Here is a 24,753-nt window from a genome sequence, read left to right as displayed (position 1 = left end):
GATGGGGGTGCCCCGCGATGGGTGTGACGTTGCTCCACAGGTTGATCGAGCAGCAGGCCGACAAGAGCCCTACAGCCTGCGCGGTGACCTATCTGGGCGCCGATCTCACGTACGCCGAGCTCGACGCCTGGGCCAATCGGCTCGCCCACCGGCTGCGCCGGCTCGGCGTCGGCCCGGAGACCAGCGTGGCGGTGATCGCCGAACGCGACGTCCAGACGGTGGTGGCGCTGCTGGCCGTGCTCAAGGCCGGCGGCGCCTACGTGCCGATCGACCCGGGGAACCCGGCGCGCCGCTTCCACTACCTGATGTCCGACTGCGGCGCCTCCGTACTGGTGGCGCCGGAGTCGCTGAGCGGGGCCGTGCCGCAGGGCGGGTGGACCACGGTGCTGTCGGACCTCGACCAGCTCCAGGACGAGCCCGCCACCCGGCCCGACAGCCCGGTGCTGCCCGACAACGCCGCGTACGTCATCTACACCTCCGGCTCGACCGGCGAGCCCAAAGGCGTGACCGTCACCCACCGGCAGATCACGCACACCACGCTCGCGCAGTGGGAGCTCGGCCGCCCGGAGCCCGCCTGCTTCCTGCTGCTGGTGTCGTTCTCGTTCGACGCCAGCGCGGTCGGGCTCTACTGGACGCTCACCAGGGGCGGGCAGATCGTGGTGCCCTCGGCGGAGGAGCACCGCGACCCGCGCGCCCTGCGCGACCTGATCGCCCGGCACCGGGTCACCCACCTGGACTGCACGCCGTCGCTCTACTCGCTGATCCACGCCGACGACGCCGCTCCCCTGGCGAGCCTGCACTGCGTGATCGTCGGCGGGGAGGCGTGCCCGCGCTCGCTGGTCGAGCGGCATCACGCCCTGCTGCCCGAGTGCCTGCTCGTCAACAACTACGGCCCCACCGAGACGACCGTGTGGACGACGACGTCCACGCTGAGGCCCGAAGGCCCCGGGGCGGTCGTGCCGATCGGGTTCCCGATCGCCGGCTCGGGCATGCGGCTGCTGGACGAGGACCTGGACCCGGTCGGCGACGGCGAGGTCGGCGAGCTGTTCGTGGGCGGGGCGGGCGTCGCGCGCGGCTACCGCGGCCGGCCGGCCCTGACCGGCGAACGGTTCCTGCCCGACCCGTGGGCGCAGGCGCCGGGCGGCCGGATGTACCGGACCGGCGACCGGGTGCGGCGGCTGCCCGACGGGCAACTGGAGTTCTGCGGGCGGGTCGACCACCAGGTCAAGGTCCGCGGGTACCGGGTGGAGCTGGCCGAGGTCGAGCACGCCCTCGCCACGCACCCCGCGGTCCTGGAGGCCGCCGCCGACGTACGGGTCCTCGGCGAGAGCGCGGGGCTGGTGGCGTGGGTCGCGGGCGAGGCCGACCCCGAGGAGGTCAGGGCGCACGCGGCGGGGCTGCTGCCGGCGCACATGGTCCCCGGCCGGGTCGTCGTACTGGACAAGCTGCCGCGCAACGTGGCCGGCAAGATCGACCGCAGCCAGCTCGCCGACCCGCGGCCCGAGCCCGGGGCGGGCCGCGAGATGACCGCCCTGGAGACCGAGGTCGCCCAGCTCGTCACGGAGATCCTGGGCGTCGGCCGGTTCGGCGTCACCCAGAGCTACTTCGACCTCGGCGCCAACTCCCTGCACCTGGCCAGGCTCGCCCTCGGCCTGTGGAGCCGGTTCGGGGTCAGCGTGTCGATCCACCACCTGTTCGAGGTGCCGCACGTGGCCGGCACCGCCCAGATGATCGAGGCGGCCAGGCGCAGCGAGGCTCCCGCCGACGAGCCCGGCGACCTCGGCGAGGTGCTCGCCGAGACGACGCTGGACGAGTCGATCACCGTGACGCCCGGCCTGCCCGAGGCCGCCTGGGACGTCCCCCGGCACGTCCTGCTGACCGGCGCCACCGGCTACCTGGGCGCGTTCCTGCTCAAGGAGCTGGTCGAACGCACCGACGCGACCGTCTGGTGCCTGGTCCGCGCGTCGTCGTCCACCGAAGGCAAGAACCGCCTGCGCGAGGTCATGCGGCGCTACCTCATCTGGGACGACCGCTACGACGACCGCATCGAGGCCCTGGCGGGCGACCTGGCCGAGCCGCTGCTCGGGCTGGGCGAGGAGGGGTTCGTCCGGCTCGCCGGGGTGATCGACTCGATCTACCACTGCGGCGCCCTGGTCAACTTCGTCTACCCCTACAGCGCGCTCAAGCCCGCCAACGTGGACTCCGTCGCCGACGTCCTGCGCCTGGCCGTCACCGAACGGCTCAAGGCGGTGCACTACATCTCCAGCATCGACGTGTTCCTGCACACCGGGCGGGACCGGCCGTACCTGGAGAACGAGCCGCTGGTGCCGCTGGAGGCGCCCGAGGCGTACGCGCGCAGCAAGTGGGCCGGCGACCACCTGGTCCGGATCGCCCGCGAACGCGGCGTCCCGGCGGCGATCTACCGGCCCGGCATGATGATGAGCCACAGCGGCACCGGCGCCACCCAGACCAGCGACTACCTGCTGCTGCAGATCAAGGGCCTGCTGGAGTTCGGCGTGGTGCCGGACATGGACTACCTGTTCGACGCCATCCCCATCGACTACGCGGCCCGCGCCGTCGCGCACATCTCGCTCCGGCGGGACGCGGTCGGCCGCAACTTCCACCTGTGGAACCTCAACCCCGTGCCCCTGACCGAGGTGTACGGCTGGGTGCGCTCCTTCGGCTACGAGTTCGAGACCGTCCCGCTGGAGACCGCCGTCCAGCACCTGGTCACGCTCGGCCCGGACAATCCGCTCTTCCCGCTGCTGCCGCTGCTGTTCCAGGAACGGGTGCGGTCGGTCCTGCCCGCGTTCACCCCGGAGGTGCTCGGGCGTACCGATCTGCGCGCGGAGTGCGCCAACACGCTGGCGGCGCTGGAGGGCTCGGGCATCGCCTGCCCGCCCATGACGCCCGACCTGGCGCACAAGTGCTTCTCGTACATGGTGGACGTGGGCTTCATGCCCGACCCGGCCGGGCAGCGGGCCCGCCTCGCCGGCCCGCGGAGCCCGCGATGAGCCTGGTGCTGCTCCAGCCGACCCGGCTCCCGCTGCGCGACCGCGACCTGCCCGTCACCCAGGGTTCCCCGGCCCCGCTGCTGCTGGCCAGGCGGATGGCGGGCGGGCCGGCCGCGACCGATCTGCTCGACCGGCTGCGGGCGCTGCCGTCGCCGCCGTCCGGGACCGAGCAGCCGGAGGCCGCCGACAAGGCCCGCTCCTACGTCTACGACGACCGGCTGCGCGAGTACGACGCCTACTTCGGCGTGGTCAGGGCCGGCCGGCACACCGACGGCGTGTTCGCCCGCAGCCTGCTCATCGCCTACCGCTCGCTGCTGGAGGAGGGGCTCGGCGCGGGCACCCGCCTGAGCTGGGCCGACTGGTCGTCCCTGTGCTCGGCGCTGCGGACGATGATCTGCCTGTCCACCGGCGTGGACGCCCGGCCCGCCGCGGTGCCCGAGCCGCCGCTGCTGCGCTGGCACCTGGACCCGCTGCGGCGCTGGCGGGTGGGGCACCACGTGTTCTTCGCGCTGACCCAGTGCGTCATCGTGGCCCTGCAGTCCTTCCAGTCCGCGCTGGAGGAGGCGGACATGGCCGCCGCGCGCCGGAACCTGCGGCTGGCCACGCGCCTGCTGCAGGCCAGCGCGGCGGCGTTCGTGTTCACCGCGGAGTTCAGCGCGAACCAGTACCACGGCGGTGTCCGGCAGTCCATGGAGGCGCCGTTCGTGACCGACGGGTTCAGCGGCCTGCTCTCCCCCGACCACCAGTACCTGGTCAGGCTGTTCGCCCGGCTCCGCCCGGCGCTGCGCGGCCTGCCGGCGGAACTGGCCGCCGACCACCGGGCCTTCGCCCGCGCGCTCGGCACCGTCTACGACTCTCACAAGTACGTGTGCCGCAGGTTCGGCGGCGACACCGGGCCGAGCCTGCGTACCAGTGACACGACCGGGCTGCCCGCCGTGTCCGTGCTGCACGCGCTCAAGCTCGCCAGAACCAGGATCGTGGGGCGTACATGAACCTCGGACCTTCCTTCGCGCACGTCCTGTGGCAACGGGCGCAGGACACTCCGGACCGGATCGCGATCGGCTTCCGGGACGGATCAGGCGATCTCACCTACGGCGATCTGCACCACTGCGCCGCGGTGCTCGCCACCCGCCTGCGCCGGCGGGCCAGGCGCGGCGACCGCGCCCTGCTGCTGCTGCCACCCGGGCCCGACTACGTGACCGCCTTCTTCGGCTGCTTGTACGCGGGCGTCATCGCCGTCCCGACCTACCCGCCGCTGGACGAACGGCAACTCCCCCGGCTCGTCTCCGTCATGGCCGACGCCGAACCCAGCGTGGTGATCACCCAGGCCGGCCTGATCGACCTCGGCCGCGACGGCCTGGCCAGGCATGGGCTCACCACCTCGGCGTACTGGCTGGCGACCGACGAGGGAACGGGCGAGCCGCCCACCTCCACCCCGCCCGCCGGGCGCGCGGACGACGTGGCGTTCCTGCAGTACACGTCGGGCTCGACGAGCACGCCCAAGGGCACGATCGTGACCCACTCCAACCTGCTGGACAACTCGGCCGCGATCCGTACGCTGTTCGGCCACACCCGCGACAGCGTGGGCGTCATCTGGCTGCCGCCGTACCACGACATGGGGCTCATCGGCGGCATCCTCCAGCCCGTCTACGCCGGTTTCCCCGTCGTCCTCATGTCGCCGCTGGACTTCCTCGCCGACCCGAGGGCGTGGCTGGCCGCGATCACCGAACACCGGGCCACGACCAGCGGCGGCCCCAACTTTGCCTTCGACCTGTGCGTCAGGAAGATCCCGCCGGAGCGCCGCGAGGGGCTGGACCTGTCGAGCTGGTCGGTGGCGTTCTGCGGCGCCGAGCCGGTACGCCGGGACACCATGGACCGCTTCGCCGCCGCGTTCGGCCCGTACGGGTTCGCCCGCGAGACCGTCTACCCCTGTTACGGCCTGGCCGAGAGCACGCTGATCGCCACCGGCGGCGTCAAGGGCGCGGGCGTGCGCCTGGACTCGGGCGGCGCGGTCTCGTGCGGCACCGCCATCCCCGGCCACGTCGTCCGTACGCTGCCGCCCGGCGGGACGACGCCCCTGCCCGACGGGGAGGTCGGCGAGATCTGCGTGCGCGGGCCGAGCGTGGCCCAGGGCTACTGGAACGATCCCGACGGCACCGCGGCCACCTTCCCGCCGGACGCCGGCGGGCAGCGCCTCCGCCGCCGCGGCGACCTGGGCTTCCTGCGCGACGGCGAGCTGTACGTGACCGGCCGGCTCAAGGACGTCGTGATCGTCAGGGGCCGCAACCTCCAGGCCGAGGACGTCGAGCACGCCCTGGCCGGCGGCCTTCCCGCGGTCCAGGCGGGGCGGGTGGCGGCGTTCGAGCTGGAGGTGGAGCGGGAGCCGGCCCTGGCCGTGGTGATCGAGCTGACCTCCGGCGACCCGGCCGTCCTCGACGGGCTCGCGGCGGAGGTGCAGCGTACGCTGGTCGCGACCTTCGGCGTACGGGCCGAGCGGCTGGTGTTCACCCGGCGCGGCGCGATCCCCAAGACACCCAGCGGCAAGATCCGCCGCTCGGAATGCCGCCACCGCTACCTCACCGGCACCCTCACCCCCCTCACCACCACCCCGGCCGCCCCCACCCCCCTCGACACCGACGCGGCCGCGCGGGCCGAACGGGCCGCGCGGGCCGAGCTCGCGGCGGAGCTGGCGGCGCTGGCCGCGGTCGTGGTCGGCGTGTCCGGGCCGATCCCCCCGGACCGCCCGCTCACCTCGGCGGGCCTGGACTCGCTGCGCGCGGTCGAGCTGCGCCACGCCGCGCAGGAACGCCTGAAGCTGGAGCTGCCGCTACGCGACCTCCTCGCCGGCGCGACCGCGGACGAGCTGGCCACCGCGGTCGCTCGGGACGCCCTGGTCGACCGCGACGCCGCGGTCGTCCACGCCGCGACGGGCCGCCCCGACGCCGCGGTCGATCGAGCCGTCACGGGTGCCCTGGCCGAATCCGGGGCCCGGCCGCCCGAGGTGGCGGACAGCGGGGCGCTCAGCGAGGGTGAACGGGGGCTCTGGCTGGCCGCCCGCCTGTCGCACGACCCCGACCACTACGTGCTCTCCATCGCCCTCGACCTGACCCACCCCGTGGACCCCGCCCTGCTCAAGGAGTCCTTCGACCTGCTCAGCGCCCGGCACCCGGCGTTGCGCACCCACTTCCCCGAGGTGCTGGGCCGCCCCGAGCGCACCCCGCTCCCGTACGGCCTCACGCTGGACGTCCTCGACCTCGGCGACGTGACGCCCGGCGAACTGGACCGGGTGGTCCAGGAACGCGCCAAGGGCGGCCTCGACCCCATGGCAGGCCCCCTGTGGCGGGCGACGCTCGTCCGGGGGACGGCGGCGCCGGAGGGCGGGGTCCTCGTGCTCTGCGCCCACCATCTGGTCTGCGACGGCTGGTCCCTGGACCTGCTGGCCCGCGAGCTGGGCGAATGCTACGAACTGCTGGCACGCGGTGAACGGCCCGGCTGGCCCCCGGCCGGCGACCCGGCGGACGCGGCGGCCGGGCAGGCGCGCCTGCTGTCCGGCGACCACGGCCGCGAACTGGCCGCCTTCTGGCACGACACCCTGCACGACCTGCCCCCCTCCGCCGCCCTGCCCCAGGCCCACCGGCACCCCACCCCCTCGGCCCCCATGCCCACGGCCCCCACCGCCCAGCACCGCGTACGCCTGGACGGCGAGCTCGCCGGACGGCTGCTCGACCTCGCCCGTCAGGAGGGCATCACGCTCTACACCGCGATGCTGGCCGGCCTCGCCTGGACGTTGTACCGGTACACCGGCGAGCGCCGGTTCCTGCTCGGCATGCCCGCCTCGGGCCGGCTGGACCCCGGTACGGCCTCGGCCGTCGGGTACTTCGTCAACCCGCTCCCGCTGGTCTGCGAGATCGACTCGGACGACGACTTCCGCGCCCACCTGCGCCGCCTCGCCGACGCCGTGGCGGCGGGACAGGCCGGGCAGGAGTACCCGTACCAGCAGATCCTGGAGGAGTGTGTGCCCGCGGAGCGCGCCGCGGACCTCATCCGGATCATGGTGACGCAGCAGCAGGCGCCGAACGGGCTCGCGCCGTCCCTCCTGGACGGGAGCCCGGAGGCGCGGCGGATGGGCGGGCTGGAGGCGCGGCTGAGGTTCGCCGCGCAGCTCACCGCGCCGTTCGAGCTGACCGTGGAGATCGTCGCCACGCCGCAGGGGCTGACGTGGTCGTTCGTCCACGACACCGGCACGCTGGACGCCGCCGACGTACGGGCCTTCGCGCGGCACTGGGAACGCACGCTGGCGGCGGCCGTGGCCGCGCCCCGGCTGCGTCCCGACGAGGTCGACCTCCTGGAGCCCGGCGAGCGGGACCTGCTCCTGCGCGAGTGGAACGCGGCCATGGCGGACGTGGACGGGCCGCCGACGGTGCACGAGGCGGTGCTGGCGGCCGGGCGTACCGACGCGGTGGCCGTACGGGACGAGCACGGCACGCTCACCTACGGCGAGCTGGACCGGCGCGGCGCCGCGCTGGCGGCGGCCCTCGCCGCGCACGGCGCCGGCGGCGAGCGGCCGGTCGCGCTGCTGCTCCCGCGCTCGTCCGGGCTGGTGGTGGCCATGATGGCGGCCATGCGCGCGGGCTCGCCGTACCTGCCGCTGGACGTCGAGCATCCCGACGCCAGGCTCGCGGCCATCCTGGACGACGCCCGGCCCGCCGTCGTGCTGACCAGCCCCGACCTGGCCGCCCGCCCCGCCCTGCGGGGCCGTACGGTGCTGGTGGAGGACGCCGCCGCGGGCGGGGAGTGCCCCTCCGCCCCCGGCCACCCCGACGGGCTCGCCTACCTGATCTACACCTCCGGCTCCACCGGCACGCCCAAGGGCGTCGCCTGCGCCCACCGCGGCGTGCTCAACCTGGCCGCCGACTTCCGCGCGCGGGCGGGCGTCGAGGCGCTGGACCGGTGCGCGTGGTGGACCAGCCCGGGGTTCGACGTCTCGGTGCACGAGGTGTTCACCGCGCTCACCGCCGGCGCCACCGTCGAGGTGTGCCCGCCGTACGCCCGGCACGACGCCGGCGCGCTGGCGGATTGGCTCGCCGAACGCGAGATCACCGGCGCCTACCTGCCGCCCCACCTGCTGCCCGACCTCGCCGCCCACCTCGAACGGCAGGGCGCCCGGGTACGCCTGCGCTGGCTGCTGGTCGGCGTGGAGCCGATCCCCGAACCTTTGCTGCGACGGCTCGTCCGGCTCGTGCCCGGTCTCACCGTCGTCAACGGGTACGGCCCCACCGAGTGCACCGTCTGCGCGACGTTCCACGTGGTGGACCCGGCGGGCGCCGAGCCGGGCAGCACGCCGCTCGGCGGGCCGGTGCGCAACTGCCCGGTCTACGTCCTGGACGGGTTCCTGCGGCCGGTGCCGATCGGGGCGGTCGGCGAGGTCTACGTCGCCGGGCCCGGACTGGCGCGCGGGTACCACGGCAGCCCGGGGCTGACCGCCGAGCGGTTCGTCCCCTCGCCGTTCGCCCCGGGCGAGCGGCTCTACCGGACCGGTGACCTGGCCCGCCACCGCCGCGACGGCGTCCTGCTGTTCGCCGGGCGGGCCGACCGGCAGGCCAAGATCCGCGGCGTGCGGGTGGAACCGGGGGAGATCGAGGCCGCCATGGCCGGGCATCCCGCCGTGATCGCCGCCGTGGTGGAGACCGGCGGCGCACGCCTGATCGGGTACGCCCGGGTCGCTCCCGGCCGGGTCGAGGAGCCCGGCCTCGCCGCCGACGTCACCCGGTACCTGCGGGGCCTGCTGCCCGGCCCGATGGTGCCCGCCCGCGTCGTGCTCCTCGACGAGTGGCCGACGACGGTCAACGGCAAGATCGACCGGGCCCGGCTGCCGCGTCCCGCCCCGACCGAGTACACCGCCCCCGCCGGTACGACGGAGACGGCGATCGCCCGGGTGTGGAGCCGCCTGCTCGGCGTGCCCCGCGTGGGCCGTACGGACGACTTCTTCGAGCTGGGCGGCCACTCGCTGGCCGCGATGCGGATCGCGGCCGAGCTGGCCGGGCTGATGGCGCGGCCGGTGGACGCCCTGCACGTCCTGGACCACCCGACCGTGGCCGAGCTGGCCGTCGTCCTGGACGGGCTCCCCGAGGACCCGGACACCGGCCCGGACGCCGCCCTGACCGGCTCGGCGCTGCTCGACCACGTCGCCGCGCTGCCCACGGAGGCGCTGGACCTGCTCCGCCTGGAGATGGAGGAGGACCGGTGACCACGCTCACCGACGCCCAGCGCGTGCTGCTCGCCCGGATGAGCGCGGCCCCGGGAGAGCGCGAGGGCCTGTTCCCGGTGACGGCGGCGCAGCGCGGCCTGTGGTTCCTGGACCAGCTCGCGCCCGGCGGGACCGCGTACCACATGCCGGCCCTGCTGCGGCTGCGCGGGCCTCTGGAGGAGGCGGCGCTGGAGCGCGCGTTCCAGGCGGCCGTGGACCGGCACGAGTCGCTGCGCACGACGTTCGCGGCCGTGGACGGCCGGCCGTTGCAGCGGGTACGCAGCCGCCGCGAGCACCGGCTCACCACGCTGGACGCCACCGGACGTCCGTTCGCCGAGGTGGTGGCGGAGGCGACGGAGGCCGCGTACGAGCCGTTCGACCTGCGGCGCGGGCCGCTGGTCCGTACGGTGTTGTGGCGGCTCGGCCCCGAGGACCACCTGCTGCTGCTCGCGGTCCACCACATCGTGGCCGACGGCTGGTCGGTCGGCGTCCTGCTGCGGGAGCTGGCGGCCGACCTGGCCGGGCACCCGGCGGCGGCGCGTCCGGACGGCGCCGCCGAGCCCGTGGACCTCGCGCTGCGCGAGGCCGCGACGGCCGTCGACGGCGCGGCGGCGGCGTTCTGGGCCGGGGCCCTGGCGGGGGCGGAACCGTGCGGGCTGCCCGGACGGCTGGACGAGCCGCCGGAGCGGGCGTGCGCGACCGTCAGGGAACCGCTGCCCGCGAGCCTGCCGGAGCGGGTCAGGGCGTACGCGCGCTCGGCCCGCGTCACCGAGCACAGCGTCTACCTGGCGGTGCTGGCCGCCGCCTGCCATCGCATGACCGGGCGCCGGGACGTGGTGATCGGCGTGCCCCACGCCCGCCGGGACAACCCGCGTACGCAGCTCTCCGTGGGCTTCCTCGTCACCTCTGTGCCCGTACGCGTCGCCTGGGCGGGCGAGCCGGGCCTGACCGAGCTGACCGCGCTCGCCGCCAGGGCGCTGCGCGCGGCGGTCGCGCACGCCGACGTGCCGCCGGAGCCGGTGACCGGGCAGGGCGGGACCGGCGGGCGCGGGCCGCTGTTCGACCTCATGCTCACCGTCGATCCGCCGCTGCTGCCCGGCGGGCGGCTCGGCCACCTGGCCGCGGAACGGCTCCCGCTCGATCCGCGGGCGGCCAAGTTCCCGCTGGTGGCCGGGTTCGACCTCGGCGATCCGGCGCTGCGCTGCGAGTACGACACCGGCCGCTTCGACGCGGAGGTCGCCGGGGGGCTGGCGCGTACCGTGCGTACCCTGCTGGAGTCCGGGCTCGCCGCGCCGGACGTTCCGCTGGCCGCGTTCGACCTGATGGACGCCCGGGAGACGGGCGGTGAGCTGGCGCTCGGCCGTGGACCGGCCGCCCCGGACGTGCTGGCCGGGGCCGGGCTCGGCGAGGCGGTGGCCCGCGTCGCCGACCGCGATCCCGGCCGCGTCGCGCTGATCGAGGGGGAACGGCGGCTCACCTACGGCGAGCTGCTGGAGGACGCCGGGCGGCTGGCCGCGGCCGTACGGGCCCGTCTCGGCGGCGACCCGCCGGTGGGCCGTCCCGTCGCCGTCCTCCTCGAACGCGCACTCGACCAGGCGGTGGCCTGCCTGGCGACGGTCCTCGCGGGCGGCCACCATCTGGCGCTCGACCCGGCGCACCCCGCCGAGCACCACTGGGACGCCGTCGCCCGGAGCGACGCCTGCCTCCTGCTGACCTCGTCCGGGCATCTGGACGCCCTCGGCGCGGCGGGTGTGCCCGCCCTCTGCCTGGACCGCCTTCCTCCCGCAGGCTCCGATTCGTCTGTGCCGGCGGGGCATCCCGGGTTGCCGGCCGCCGTCGTGGGCACGGGCGCGCTGTTCACCCACGACGCCGTCGCGCGGGCCAGCGGCTCGGGGGCCCGTGGCGTACGCCTGCACACCGCGCCGGTGTCCTCGCCCGCGGCGCTCGCCGAGTTGTGGGGGACGCTGCTCACGGGGTCGCGCGGCGTGATCCTCGGGCCCGACGACCTCACCCCGGAGGCGGTGCGCGAAGCCGTCCGTACGCACGGGATCACCGACGCGCTGCTCACCACCCGGCTGTCCGGCCGCCTCCGGCACGAAACCCCGGACGCGCTGACGCCGATCACGAACCTCCTGGTCAGCCGCACCGCGCTCACCCCCCACGCCCTGCACGCGGCCGGGTGGAGGCCGCGGGCCGTCTATGGCCCGGCCGACGGTCCCGCCGTGGCGACGGCGGCCCCGCCTCCCCCGCCCGGCCGTGCCGCCGCCGGGGGTGGGGTTCCGTGCGGGCGGGCCGTCGCCGGGGTCGAGGTGTACGTGCTCGACGATCGGATGCGGCCCGTTCCCCCTGGGGCGGTGGGCGAGATCCACCTCGGCGGTCCCGGTCTCCCGCTCGGGTTCCCCGGCAGGCCGGGCCGGACCGCCGAGCGCCTGGTCCCCTCCCCGTACGGCCACGGGCAGCGACTGCTGCGCACCGGCGAACGCGCCCGCGTCCGCCCGGACGGGACGCTGGTCCCGCTCGGCGTGACACCGGAACGCCTGCTGGAGGAACGGCTGGCGGCACACCCGGGAGCCCGCGACGTCGTGGCCGTGGAACGCGACGGCCTCCTCGTCGCCTACGTGGTCCCCGCCACCTCCCCGCCCGCGGCCGACGAGCTGCGCGAGCTGGCGGGCGAGGCCGCCTCGGTCCTGCTGGTGGACCGCGTCCCGCTCGACGGCGACGGTGAGCCCGACCTCGACCTGCTCCCCGTCCCCGAGGCCCCGGCGCGCGCCCCGGCCGCGCCCGCCACCGAGCTGGAACGGCAGGTCGCCCAGGCGTGGGCCGAGGTGCTCGGCCGCGACGCCGCCGGCATCTCCCGTTCCGACGACTTCTTCCGCCTGGGCGGGCACTCCCTGCTGGCCACCCGCCTGGTCGCCCGGCTCGCGCAGCGGTTGTCCCGGCCGGTCCCGGTGCAGCTCGTCTTCGACCATCCCACCCTCGCCGCGTCGGCGCGGGCGCTCGCCGCCGTCCCCGAGCGGGACGCCGTTCCGCCGATCCGGCGGGTGGCCGACCGGGACCTGATCCCGTTGTCGTTCGCGCAGCGGCGGTTGTGGTTCATGCAGCAGTACGACCCGTCCGACTCGCTGTTCAACATCCCGCTGGCGGTCCGGCTGCGCGGCGAGCTGGCCGTCGCCGCCCTGCGCGGCGCGCTCGCGCTGGTCACGTCCAGGCACGAGACGCTGCGCACCACGTACGTCACCGAGGACGACCTGCCGAGGCCCCGGGTGCGGACCGGCCCCGGCCCCGCCCTGGAGATGGCCGACGCCCCGGACGAGGCCGCCCTCGCGCGCCTGCTCGACCGTGCCGCGCGCACCCCGTTCGACCTGGCGGAGGACCTTCCGCTGCGGGCTCTGCTGGTCAGGACGGCCCCGGCCGAGCACGTGCTGCTGCTGGTCGTGCACCACATCGCGTGCGACGGCTGGTCGGTCGGCGTGCTGGCGACCGAGGTCTCCCTCGCCTACACGGCCCTGACCGCGGGACGTGAGCCCGAGCTGCCCGGCCTGCCCGTCCAGTACGGCGACTTCGCCCTGTGGCAGCGCGACCGCATGTCGGACCGCGCCCTCGCCCCCGAGCTGGCGCACTGGTCACGGGTCCTGGACGGCGCCCCGAAGGCACTGGAGCTGCCCGCCGACCGGCCGCGCCCGCCCGTGTTCGCCCATCGGGGCGCGACCCTGCCGGTCGAGCTCGGGCCCGAGCTGAGCGCGGCCGTACGGCGGACCGCCGCGGCGCACGAGGTCACCCCGTTCATGGTCCTGCTGTCCGCGCTGGCCGTGGTGCTGTCCCGGCTGTCCGGCCAGGACGACCTGGTGATCGGCACGCCGGTCGCCGGGCGTTCCCGTCCCGAGGTCGAGGACCTCGTCGGCTGCTTCATCGACGTGGTGCCGCTGCGCCTGGACGTCTCGGGCGACCCGGCGGCCGGCGAGCTGCTGGCCAGGGCGCGGCGGGTGTGCCTGGAGGCGTACGCCCATCAGGACGTGCCCTTCGAGCGGCTGGTCGAGCACCTGAGGCCGGAGCGCGACCTGTCCAGGACGCCGGTCTTCCAGGTGATGCTCGCCCTGCAGAGCGGCGCGACGCCGGGCCTCGACCTGCCCGGCGTCACGGCGGCGCACCACCCGCTGGACACCGGCACGGCCCAGCACGACCTGACGTTCTGGCTGCGCGACGAGCCGTCGGGGATCGGCGGCTTCCTGGAGTTCGACACCGACCTGTTCACCGGGGACACCGCCGCCCGGTACGCGGGCCGCCTGGCCGCCGTACTGGACTGGCTGACCGGCGCGACGCCCGAGCCGGAGGCGCTGACGCCGGACGAGCGCGCGCTGCTGCTGGTTACCGGAACCGGCCCGAATCGTCCGATCCCCACCGGAACCGTCGCCGACGCGGTGCTGGCCTCCGCGCCACCCGACCGGCTCGCCCTGGTGGACGGCGGGGTCGGTGAGAACGGCGGCGGGGACGCGGGGCGGGTGCTGACCTACGGCCGGATGGGTGAGCTGGCCCGCCGGACGGCCGCCGTGCTGGCCGCCCGTGGCGTGCGCCGCGGTGACACCGTGGGCGTGCTGCTGCCCAGGTCGCCGCTGATGGTGCCGGTACTGCTGGGCGTGTGGCTGGCAGGGGCGGCGTACGTGCCGCTCGACCCGGAGTTCCCCCGGCGGCGGCTGGAGTTCATGATCGCCGACTCCGGGGTGCGCGTGCTCGTCGCGGAGTCCCCGGACGCGGCGCCCGTGCCCGGCCTGGACGTCGTGACGCCGGACGATCCGGCCGCCGGGCTCCCCGTCCCTGCGACGGGCGCCGGCGGGCGGGACCGCGCGTACGTGATGTACACCTCGGGCTCGACCGGCCGTCCCAAGGGGGTGGTGGTGCCGCACGCGGCCGTGCTGAACCTGCTGGCCTCCGTCTGCTCCGACCCCGGGCTCGGCCCGGACGACGTACTGGTCGCGGTGACGACGTTGTCGTTCGACATCTCGGTGCTGGAGCTGTTCGCGCCGCTGCTGGCCGGGGCCCGCGTCGTGGTCGCCACGGCGGCGCAGGCGGCGGACCCGGTCCTGCTGGGCGGGCTGATCGGGTCGTGCGCCGCGACCGTCGTACAGGCCACGCCGGCGACCTGGCGCATGCTGCTGGAGTCCGGCTGGCGGGCACGGCGTCCGCTGCGGGTCTGGTCCGGCGGCGAGGCCCTCTCCCCCGAGGTCGCCGGGGCGCTGCTGGCGGCCGGTCACCGGGTCGCCAACCTGTACGGCCCCACCGAGACGACCATCTGGTCGGCCACTGGCCCGGTGGAGGATCCCGCCGCGATCGCGCTCGGCGGTCCGGTGGCCAACACCCGGCTGCACGTCCTGGACCACAACCTGCGGACGTTGCCGGAAGGGGCCGTCGGCGAGCTGTACGTCGGCGGCGCCGGGGTGGCCGACGGCTATCTCGGCCGGCCCGCGCTCACGGCGGAGCGCTTCGTGCCCTCGCCGTTCGCCGCCGGTGAGCGGTTGTACCGGACCGGGGACCTGGTGCGGTTCCGGGGCGGGCGGTTGTCGTTCGCCGGGCGGGCCGACCAGCAGGTCAAGCTGCGCGGGCATCGTATCGAGCCGGGCGAGATCGAGGCACGGCTCGCCGAGCACCCGGACGTCGCCGAGGCCGTGGTCGCCGTGCACGACGACCGCCTGGTGGCCTACCTCGTCGCCACCCCGCCACCGGCCTCCGTGCCGCCGCCGGACGCTGGGCCGCCATCGGCTTCCGCCCCGCCGTCGGGTTCCGGGGTGCCGTCGGTCGCCGGGATGCGGGCCTTTCTCCGCGATCACCTGCCCGAGTACATGATCCCGTCGCTGGTCGTCCCGCTGGACCGCATGCCCCGCACCCTCAACGGCAAGACCGACCGGGGCGCGCTCCCCGCTCCCCCGGACACGGCCGGAACGCCCCGGAGCGCGGACCACGTCGCGCCGCGCACGCCGCTGGAGGCCGTCGTCGTGGAGACCTGGGCGGACGTGCTCGGCCTGGACGCCGCCACGGTCTCGGCCGAGGACGACTTCTTCGACCTCGGCGGCCACTCGATGCTGGCCACCCGAGCGGCCGGGCGGCTGTCACGGGTGCTGGGACGCCCGGTCTCGCTGCGGCGGCTCTTCGAGCACCCCACGCCCGCCGCGCTGGCCGCCTCCCTGGGCTCCGGCGACACGGCCGCCGACCAGCCGGACCGCCCGCCGCTCGCGCCCGTCGCGGACGGCGGCCCGGCCCCGCTCTCGTACGCCCAGGAACGGCTGTGGTTCCTGCACCGGCTGGAGGGACCGAGCCCCACCTACAACCTGCCGGTCGCGCTGCGCCTGTCCGGCCCCCTGGACCGGGCGGCGCTGCGTGCCGCGCTCGGCGACCTGATCGGCAGGCACGAGATCCTGCGCACGATCTTCCCCGACCGCCGGGGCACCGCCTGCCAGATCGTCCTGGACGCGGCCCCCGCCGACCTGGACGTGGTGGACGTGACGGCCGAAGACCTGCCGGCGCGCATGGAGTCGGCGGCCCGGCACGCGTTCGACCTGACCGCCGAGATCCCCCTGCGCGCCTGGTTGTTCGCGACCGGGCCGGGCGAGCACGTGCTGCTGCTGGTGATCCATCACATCGCCGGCGACGAGGGTTCGCTGCGGCCGTTCCTGCGCGACCTGGGTGAGGCGTACCTGGCCCGGCGGGCCGGGCGGGAGCCCGGGTGGCGGCCGCTGCCCGTGCAGTACCGCGACTACGCGATCTGGCAGCGCCGCGCCCTCGGCGACCAGCGCGACCCGGCCGGCGAGCTGCGCCGACAGCTCGACTTCTGGACGGACACGCTGCGCGACCTGCCCGCCGAGCCCCGCTTGCCCACCACCCGGCGGCGGCCCGCCGTGGCCGGCCACCGGGGCGGCTCGGTCGGCTTCACCCTCGACGACGAGCTGCACGAGCGGTTGAGGGACCTGGCCGGGCGGTCCGGCGCCACCATGTTCATGGTGCTCCAGGCCGCGGTCGCCGCGCTGCTCACCAGGCTCGGCGCGGGCACCGACGTCCCGCTCGGCACCGCCGTGGACGCCCGCGGCCAGGAGCAGCTGGACGGCCTGGTCGGGCTGTTCGTCAACACGCTGGTGCTGCGCGCCGACACCTCGGGCGACCCGGCGTTCCGCGACCTGCTGTCCCGGGTCAGGGCCGCCGACCTGGCCGCCTACGAGCACGCCGAGCTGCCGTTCGAGCGGCTGGTCGAGGCGCTCAACCCGGTGCGCTCGCTGTCGGCGCACCCGCTGTTCCAGGTCGCGGTCGCCTACCAGCACGCCGGGCCGCCGCCGCTGGACCTGGCGGGCCTGTCCGTCGAGGTGGCGGAGGTGGGTCCGGTCGCGGCCAAGTTCGACCTCGCCTTCACCGTGACCGCGCTGCCGGACGGCGCCGGGGCGGCGGGCACGCTCGGGTACGCGAGCGACCTGTTCGACCACGACGCGGCGGCGTCCCTGGTGGAACGGCTGCTGCTCCTGCTGCGCGGCGTGGCGGCCGAGCCGGACCGCCCGATCGGCGAGATCGACGTCATGGACGCGGCCGAGCGGCGCAGGCTGCTCCTGGACTGGAACGACACGGCCGCCGACCTGCCCGCCGCCTGCTGGGCGGAGACGTTCGAGGCGCAGGCGGCGCGGCGGCCCGGCGACGTGGCGCTGGTGCTGGAGTCGGAGCGGATGACGTACGGGCAGCTCGACGCCGCGGCGAACCGGCTGGCGCACCTGCTGGCCGAGCGCGGCGCGGGACCGGAACGGCTGGTGGCGGTGGCGCTGCCCCGGTCGCTCGGCCTGTTCGTGGCGCTGGTGGCGGTGCTGAAGACGGGCGCCGGCTACCTGCCGCTGGACCTGGACCATCCGGCCGAGCGGGTGTCGTACATGCTGGCCGACGCCCGCCCGGTGGTGCTGCTGGCCACCGCCGGCACGGCGGGCCTGCTGCCGCCCGGCGGCCCGCCGGTGCTGCTGGCGGACGACCCGGACATCGCCGGCCGCCCGTCGTCGCCGCCCGTCACGCGGCCTCCGACCCCGGGCAACACCGCGTACGTGATCTACACCTCGGGCTCGACCGGCCGTCCCAAGGGCGTGGTCGTCACGCACGCGTCGGTGCCGAGCCTGGTGGCGACCGCGGTCGAGCGGTTCGGCGTGGGCGCGGGCAGCAGGGTGCTGCAGTTCGCGTCGGTCAGCTTCGACGTGGCCTTCTGGGAGCTGAGCATGGCGCTGCTGACCGGCGCCCGGCTGGTCGTCGTCCCGGCCGCGCGGCGCGTGGCGCCCGAGCTGCTGACCGGGTACGTCGCCGAGCACGGGATCACCCATCTGGCGTTGTCGCCGTCCCTGCTGGCCGCGTTGCCACCAGGCTGCGACCTGCCGCCGGACGTGACCGTGCTGACCGGGTCGGAGACCGTGCCCGCCGAGGTGGTGACCCGGTTCGCCCCGGGACGGCGGCTGCTGAACGCGTACGGGCCGACCGAGGCCACGGTGAACTCCACGCTCTGGCCGGCCCCCGAGGGCTGGACCGGGGAGAGCGTGCCGATCGGCGGTCCCGACGTCGGCACCCGGGTCCACGTGCTGGACGCGGGCCTGCGGCTGCTCCCGCCGGGCGTGGCGGGCGAGCTGTTCATCGCCGGGGACGGGCTGGCCAGGGGCTACCTGGGTCGGCCGGACCTGACGGCGGCGGCCTTCGTGCCCGACCCGTTCGGGCCGCCGGGGTCGCGCATGTACCGGACCGGCGACCTGGTCAGGTGGAACGGCGACGGCGCGCTGGAGTTCCTCGGCCGGGCCGACGACCAGGTGCAGATCCGGGGGTTCCGGGTCGAGCCCGGCGAGGTCGAGGCCACCCTGATCCGGCATCCCGACGTACGGGAGACCGTGGTCGTCGCGGACGCGGCCCAGGGGCGCCTGGTCGCCTACGTCGGCACCGGGCGCGTGGACGAGGGCCTGCCGGCCGAGCTGAGGACCTTCACCGGCCGGTCGCTGCCGTCGTACCTGGTGCCGTCGGTGTTCGTACCGCTCGAAGCGCTCCCGAGGGCGGCCAACGGCAAGGTGGACCGCGCCCGGCTGCCCGAGCCGCGCCCGGCGGCGGGCAGGGTGCTGAACCCGCCCGCCACCCCCCTGGAACGGCAGATCGCCGAGGCGGTGTGCGAGGTGCTCGGCGTGGACGCGGTCGGCCTCGACGACGATCTGTTCGAGCAGGGCGGCCATTCGCTGCAGATACCGCGGATCGCGGCGGGCGTGGCCGAGCGGACCGGGGTGGAGATCGCCCTGCGGGACATCTTCCTGGCGCCGACGATCGCCGGGATGGTACGGGCCGTCGCCGGCGCCCGGGATTCGGGGGCGGCGCGGAGCACGCCGATCACGCGGGCCGACCGCCGGACGCGACGCCGCGGGCCGGACCAGTCACAGAACCCGGACCAGTCACAGAACGGGGAGAAGGAGCAAAATGGGTGAGGAATTCCTGTTCCCGCTGTCCTTCCAGCAGGCCCGGCTGTGGTTCCTCCATCAGCTCGACCCCGGGAACGCCGCCTACCACATGCCGGTCACGCTGCGTCTCGACGGCGAGCTGAGCATGGAGACGCTTCGCGCGGCCTTCCAGCACGTGGTGGACCAGCACGAGGCGCTGCGGACCCGGTTCGAGCCGGACACGCAGGTGCAGGCGGTCCTGGAGTCCTGGGCCGTCACGCCGGAGCTGGTGGACCTGTCCGGGCTCGACCCCGAGGCGCGGCGGCGGGAGCTGGACCGGGTCCGGCTGGGCGTGCTGCGGGAGCCGTTCGACCTGTGGTCGGCGCCGCCGCTGCGGGTCGTGGTGGTGCGCCTGGAGCCGCGCGTCCACGTGCTGCTGATCGTGATCCACCACATCGTCTGCGACGGCTGGTCGCTCGGCGTGCTGGCCGCGGAGCTGTCGGCCGCCTACACGGCGCTGCGCGGGGGACGCGCCCCCGAGCTGCCCGACCTGCCCGTCCAGTACGGCGACTTCGCGCTGTGGCAGCGCGAGCGGCTCTCCGGCGAGGCGCTGCGCGAGGAGCTGGACCACTGGTCGCGGGTGCTGACGGGCGCGCCCGCCGCCTTGGAGCTGGCCACCGACCGGCCGCGTCCGGACGTGCCCACGTTCGACGGGGCCCGGGTCGTCCGCGCTCTGCCGGAGCCGGTGGCGCTCGGCCTGGAGCGGCTGGCCCACGGGTGCGGCGCGAGCCTGTTCATGGCGGTCCTGGCCGCGTACGCCGTGGTGTTGTGCCGCCTGTCGGGCCAGGACGCGGTGATCGTCGGCACGGTGACGGCCGGCCGTTCCCGGCCGGAGCTGGAGGGCCTGGTCGGCTGCTTCATCGACGTGGTGCCGCTGCGCGTGGACGTCCCCGCCGGTCTGTCGTGGGCCGGGCTGCTGAGCCGGGTCCGCACGGTGTGCCTGGAGGCGTACGCGCATCAGGAGGTGCCGTTCGAGCGGCTGGTGGAGCACCTGCAACCGGTACGCGACCTGTCCAGGACGCCGATCTTCCAGGTGATGCTCAACGGCCAGGACACCCCGAGGCAGGACCTGAGCTGGCCCGGCGTCGAGGTGACCGGCGAGCCGCCCGAGCCCGGCGTCTCCAAGTACGACCTGACCCTCGACCTGCACAGGAACACGAGCGGGATGCTCCTCGACCTGGAGTACAACCGCGACGTGTTCGAGCCGGCGACCGCGTCCGGCCTGCTGGGGCAGGTGGCGGCGGTGCTGGACCTGATGGCCGCCGCCGCGCCGGACACGCCGGTCGAGGCGGCGCTGACCGGGCTCCGGCCCGCCACCGGCCACCGGGACGGGTTCTCCGGCCGCCGCATCGAGCCGCCCGCCCCCGGATCACGGCCCGGCGAGGGCTCCCGGGTCCCGCCGGACGACGCCGTCGAGGCGCGGGTGCTGCGGTGCGTCCGGGACGTGCTCGGCAAGGAGTGGCTGGGCGTCACCGACGACTTCTTCGACCATGGCGGCAGTTCCATGCTGGCCATGAAACTCGCGCTCGACATCGAGCAGGCGACCGGTTACCGGCTCGTCCTGCGCGACCTCTTCGACGACACCACCGCCAGGGGCCTGGCCGTCAAGGTGCGGGCCGCCACTGCGACGTACGAGTTAGGGGGCCACTGATGTGGCGACACCTGCGGCGGACCCTGGAGGTGGGCGGCGGCGTGATCCTCGCCGCGGCCGTCCTGGTCCCCTCCGCCACCGGCCTGGCGGGCCTGCCCGCTCTGGGGGCGACGCTGAACCCGGGCGGCGGGGTGTGGCGGCCGGCCGCCGACGCCGGGCCCGCCCGCGCCGAGACCGTCTCGCTGCCGGGCCTGAGCGCGCCGGCCACCGTGGCGTTCGAGGACAACGGCCTCGCGCACGTCACCGCGGGCGTCGACGCCGACCTGTTCAGGACGATCGGGTACGTCCACGCCCGCTTCCGGCTGGCGCAGATGGATCTGACCCGGCGCCAGGCCCAGGGCGAGCTGGCCGAGATCGTCGGCCCGGACGCCCTGGAGTCCGACCGGTTCGAACGCGACCTGGGCCTCCAGCGGGCCGCCCGGCGGGACTGGGCGGCGCTGCCCGCCGGTCCGGCCAGGGAGACGCTGACCGCCTACAGCCGCGGCGTCAACGACGCCATCCGCGAGCTGGTCCGCGACCACCGGCTGCCGACGCTGTTCACCGTGCTGGGTTACGAGCCGCGTGAGTGGACGCCCGTGGACAGCCTGGCCGTGCAGCGCCTGGTCGGCCAGAAGATCAGCTTCGACGAGCAGGCCGTACGGTTCTCCTTCGCGCAGAAGGCGCTCGGCCAGAAGGTGTTCGACCAGTGGTTCCCGGTCGTCCCGGGCAACCGGCAGCAGCCGTACGACAAGGGGCCGTTCAAGAAGCTGCCCCTGGAGCCCCTGCCGGTGCGGGCCTACCCGGCCGACGGGGTTCCGGCGGACGGGGCGCCCGGGCCGCTGGGCACGCCGCCGACGACGGTGCCGGCCGCCGCCGTCCACTCCCTGGGCAACAGCAACTCGTGGGTCGTCTCCGGCAGCAGGACCGCGTCGGGCGCGCCCATCCTGTCCGCCGACCCCCATCTGCCCTACAGCCTGCCCTCCATCTGGTACCAGCTTGAGGGCAGCAGCCCCGGCTACCACTTCAGCGGCGTCACCACCCCGGGCATCCCGGTGCCGCTGCTGGGCAAGACCGGCACGTTCAGCTGGGGGCTGACCGCCTCCCAACGCCCGACGACCCTCTTCTACGAGGAGCGGACCGACCCCGCGCGGCCGGGCCAACACTTCTACCAGGGCAAGTGGCAACCGCTGACCTCGGTTCCCGAGCCGATCAAGGTCCGCGGCGGCGCGACCGAACAACACCAGGTCCGCCTCACCGCGCACGGCCCGATCATGCGGGTGCAGGCCAGGGACTACGCCGTGTGGTGGGCGGGCACGCTGCCGAGCGACAACATGAGCAGCATGCTCGCCCTGCTGCGGGCCAAGGACCTGGGCGGGTTCCGGGCGAGCCTGCGCGGCTGGACCACCCCGGCGCTCAACTTCTCCTACGCCGACCGGAGCGGGAACATCGCGATGTTCAACGTCGGCGTCGCCCCGCAGGTGGCCTCGGGCAACCCCGCCCTGCCGCTGGCCGGGGACGGCTCGGGCGACGTCACCGGCTCGATCGCCCACGACGCGCTGCCCTCCTCGGTCAACCCGCCCGAGGGCTACATCGTCTCGGCCAACCAGCGCGAGGCGAGCGGCGACTACCCCTACCAGTACTCCACGTCCTACAACTTCGTGGAACGCGGCTGGCGCGACGGCGAGATCGTCGAGCAGCTCTCCCACCAGGACAAACTGACGCTGGCGCAGTCCGCCGCGCTCCAGAGCGACTGGCACGACAACCACGCCCGCCAGCTCGTGCCGCTGCTGCTCGGCGCCCTGAAGGGGGTCGAGCTGGACCCGTTCGAGCAGCGGGTCGCCGACCTCCTGGCCGCCTGGGACTACACCGCGAGCCCCGACAAGCCGCAGCCGGTGTTCTTCGACTCCTACAAGAACCGGCTCTCCTGGGCGACGTTCCAGCCCTGGTGGACGCACTACAAGGTGCCGCAGGACCCGGACAAGGGGCTGCTCCCCCGCAACGCCGACTCCGGCGCCTGGGCGAACGAGACCCTGCGCGGCACCGTGCTCGGCTGGATCCAGAACGACCCGGACAACGCCTTCTTCTCCCTGCCCGACGGCACCCGGCGCGACGCCACGGACGTGATGCGCGCCGCCTTCCACGAGACGGTCGCCAACGCCCTCAAGAAGTACGGCCCCGACTTCCGCAACTGGACCTACGGCAAGTACGAGTCCGTGTTGTTCCCCAACCTCGCCGGCATGTCCGCGCTGGACCTGGGCCCCTACCCCGGGTGGGGCGGCAACCCGCGCACGCCCAACGTCTCGGTCGGCACCAGGGACGCCGCCGACGGCCGCCCGCTCAGCAACCTGGCGACCGCCGGGGCCACCTGGCGCTTCGGCGTCGACTGGGGGACGGGCCAGATTCAGGCGGTCACCGCGGGCGGCCAGAGCGAGAACCCCATGTCCCCCTGGTACGGCAACGGCATCCCGCTGTGGATGAAGGGCCGCTACTGGCCGGTACTCGAAGGCGCGGCCGTCCAGGGGGCCCGCACCGTGCAGTGGAAGGTGACCTCATGAAGCGCCAGGCTCTCCTCGCGGCGGCCGTGGCCGTCGCCGATCTCGCCGGACTCTCGCTCGGCTGGTGGTGGGTGCTTCCGCTGGCCGGGCTGGTGGTGGGCGCCGCCGCGCCGGTCAGGCGGCCCCTGCCGGCCCTGCTGGCGGCGACGGCCGTCGCGAGCGCCGCGTCGCTGGTGTGGCAGGGCGGCGCCCGCACCCTCGACGCGGCCGACCTGGCCGGTGCGATGGCACTCAACGCCCGGGGGCTCGGCTGGGTGGTCGTCGCCGCCACCCTCGTCTACACCCTGCTGCTGGCGCTGGCCGGCGCGTGGATCGGCGGCGCGGCCAGGCGGCTGGGCGCCGACGTCCGGTCAGGCCGGGCCGCTCGACTCGGGCCGGGAAGCGGCTCGCTGGACACCAAGGAGGACGAACATGTCTGAGACGTTCACCGTCGTCGTCAACCACGAGGAGCAGTACTCCATCTGGCCGGCCGGCCGTCCCTGCCCGGAGGGCTGGCACGAGGTGGGGGTCGTGGGCGAGAAGCAGTCCTGCCTCGACCACATCGAGCGTGTGTGGACCGACATGCGGCCGCTCAGCCTGCGGCGGCACATGGACGGCGTGGCCCCCGCGGAGCCGCAGTGAGCGATGTGCGGCCGCAGGATCTGTCCGCGCCGGGCCTGCTGGCCCCGCTGCGGCACCGCGGCTTCCGCCGGCTGGTCGCCGGCCAGGTCCTGTCCACGCTGGGCGACATGGTGTTCGCGGTGTCGCTGCCGTTCGTCGTGCTGCGCATGGGCGACGCCAAGGACCTGGCCGTCATGCTCACCCTGCTCGGCGTCGGGCGCGTGGCGGGCGCGCCGCTCGGCGGCCTGCTGGCCGACCGGTGGAGCCCCAGGAACGTCATGCTCGTGGCCGACCTGGGGCGGGCCGGGGTGCTGGTCCTGCTGGTCGCGGCGACCGGTCCGGCGGGCGGGCTGCCGGCGCTCGGCGCGGGGATCGTGCTGCTCGGGCTGCTGGAGGGGGTGTTCCTGCCGGCGTACTGGGCCATCATGCCCACCCTTCTCGACGAGGAGGAGCTGGCCGGGGGGAACGCGGTCAGCGAGGCGCTGATGGTGACGGCCGCCATGGCCGGGCCGCTGGTCGGGGGGCTGGCCATGGCCTCGCTGAGCACCGCCGCGGTGCTCGCGGTGAACGCCGCGACGTTCCTGGTCTCCGCCGGGACGCTGCTGGCCGTACGCGCCCGCCGGGCCGCGCCGGCCGCCGCCCCGGCCGGTACGGGCTTCTGGGCGTTCGCCCGCCGGTCCAGGCTGCTGGTCGCGGTGTTGGTCATGGCCGCCCTGTCGCAGCTCACCTCGACGGCCATGATGAACGTGGCGCTGCCGATCTACCTCGACCGGCACTTCGACGACGGGCAGCGCGTCTACGGGCTGATGCTCGGGGCGCAGGGCGGCGGCCTGCTGCTCGGCACCCTCGCCGCCGGCCTGGTGTGGCGGCTGCCCAGGCGCGGCTACCTGGCCCTCGGCCTGCTCGTGGTCGACGGCCTGGTGCTCACGGCGTTCCCGCGGCTGCCCGGCCTGCTCGCGCCGCTGTCGGCGATGGTCGTGCTCGGGCTGGCGGCCGGCGTGCTGAGCGTCGTCGCGCTGACGCTCGTCCAGCGGATCTCGCCCGCCGAGATCCTCGGCCGCGTCATGGCGGCCTTCACCGCGGTCACGATCGCCGCCTTCCCGATCGCGGCCGTGCTCATCGGAGTGATCGTGGCCCGCCAGGGGCCGGAGTCGGCGTTCCTCGTCGGGGGGATCGGCGTGCTCGCCGTCTCCGTGATCGGGGCCGCCCAGCGTGCCATCAGAAACGCGTGAGG

The 24,753-nt window shown here is 75.2% G+C and carries 9 protein-coding genes; all 9 read left to right on the top strand.

Annotation, left to right across the window (positions count from 1 at the left end; all coding sequences use genetic code 11):
* Positions 1 to 17: 17 nt before the first annotated feature.
* The 9 genes from DMB42_RS13030 to DMB42_RS12990 are packed head-to-tail and all read left to right on the top strand — an operon-like array spanning position 18 to position 24,751.
* Positions 18 to 3,014, top strand: a complete 2,997-nt coding sequence (locus DMB42_RS13030) for an amino acid adenylation domain-containing protein (protein ID WP_185844622.1) — start codon at positions 18 to 20, stop codon at positions 3,012 to 3,014.
* Entirely contained in the window at positions 3,011 to 4,006 is a 996-nt protein-coding gene (locus DMB42_RS13025) for a hypothetical protein (RefSeq protein ID WP_125634152.1), read from the top strand. Before DMB42_RS13030 ends, DMB42_RS13025 begins: the two co-directional genes overlap by 4 nt.
* The gene (locus DMB42_RS13020; RefSeq protein WP_125634150.1) at positions 4,003 to 9,261 is read left to right on the top strand and encodes a non-ribosomal peptide synthetase; all 5,259 of its coding nucleotides are present in this window, start codon (positions 4,003 to 4,005) and stop codon (positions 9,259 to 9,261) included. The genes DMB42_RS13025 and DMB42_RS13020 overlap by 4 nt, the downstream gene beginning before the upstream one ends.
* Positions 9,258 to 18,722, top strand: a complete 9,465-nt coding sequence (locus DMB42_RS13015) for a non-ribosomal peptide synthetase (protein WP_125634148.1) — start codon at positions 9,258 to 9,260, stop codon at positions 18,720 to 18,722. The genes DMB42_RS13020 and DMB42_RS13015 overlap by 4 nt, the downstream gene beginning before the upstream one ends.
* Positions 18,715 to 20,385, top strand: coding sequence for a condensation domain-containing protein (locus tag DMB42_RS13010; protein WP_125634146.1), 1,671 nt, complete (start codon positions 18,715 to 18,717; stop codon positions 20,383 to 20,385). Before DMB42_RS13015 ends, DMB42_RS13010 begins: the two co-directional genes overlap by 8 nt.
* A complete protein-coding gene (locus DMB42_RS13005) occupies positions 20,385 to 22,919 on the top strand; it encodes a penicillin acylase family protein (protein WP_125634144.1) in 2,535 nt (844 codons plus the stop codon). Before DMB42_RS13010 ends, DMB42_RS13005 begins: the two co-directional genes overlap by 1 nt.
* Positions 22,916 to 23,338, top strand: coding sequence for a hypothetical protein (locus DMB42_RS13000; RefSeq protein ID WP_125634142.1), 423 nt, complete (start codon positions 22,916 to 22,918; stop codon positions 23,336 to 23,338). Before DMB42_RS13005 ends, DMB42_RS13000 begins: the two co-directional genes overlap by 4 nt.
* Positions 23,331 to 23,540: an MbtH family NRPS accessory protein gene (locus DMB42_RS12995; protein ID WP_125634140.1), complete on the top strand. Its 210-nt coding sequence runs from the start codon at positions 23,331 to 23,333 to the stop codon at positions 23,538 to 23,540. Before DMB42_RS13000 ends, DMB42_RS12995 begins: the two co-directional genes overlap by 8 nt.
* A complete protein-coding gene (locus DMB42_RS12990; RefSeq protein ID WP_185844621.1) occupies positions 23,537 to 24,751 on the top strand; it encodes an MFS transporter in 1,215 nt (404 codons plus the stop codon). Before DMB42_RS12995 ends, DMB42_RS12990 begins: the two co-directional genes overlap by 4 nt.
* Positions 24,752 to 24,753 lie beyond the last annotated feature (2 nt).

It is taken from the genome of Nonomuraea sp. WAC 01424 (assembly GCF_003947315.1).
Lineage (GTDB): Bacteria > Actinomycetota > Actinomycetes > Streptosporangiales > Streptosporangiaceae > Nonomuraea > Nonomuraea spiralis.
The sequence above is the reverse complement of the archived record's forward strand: the minus strand, read 5'-3'. Positions and strand labels throughout refer to the sequence as shown.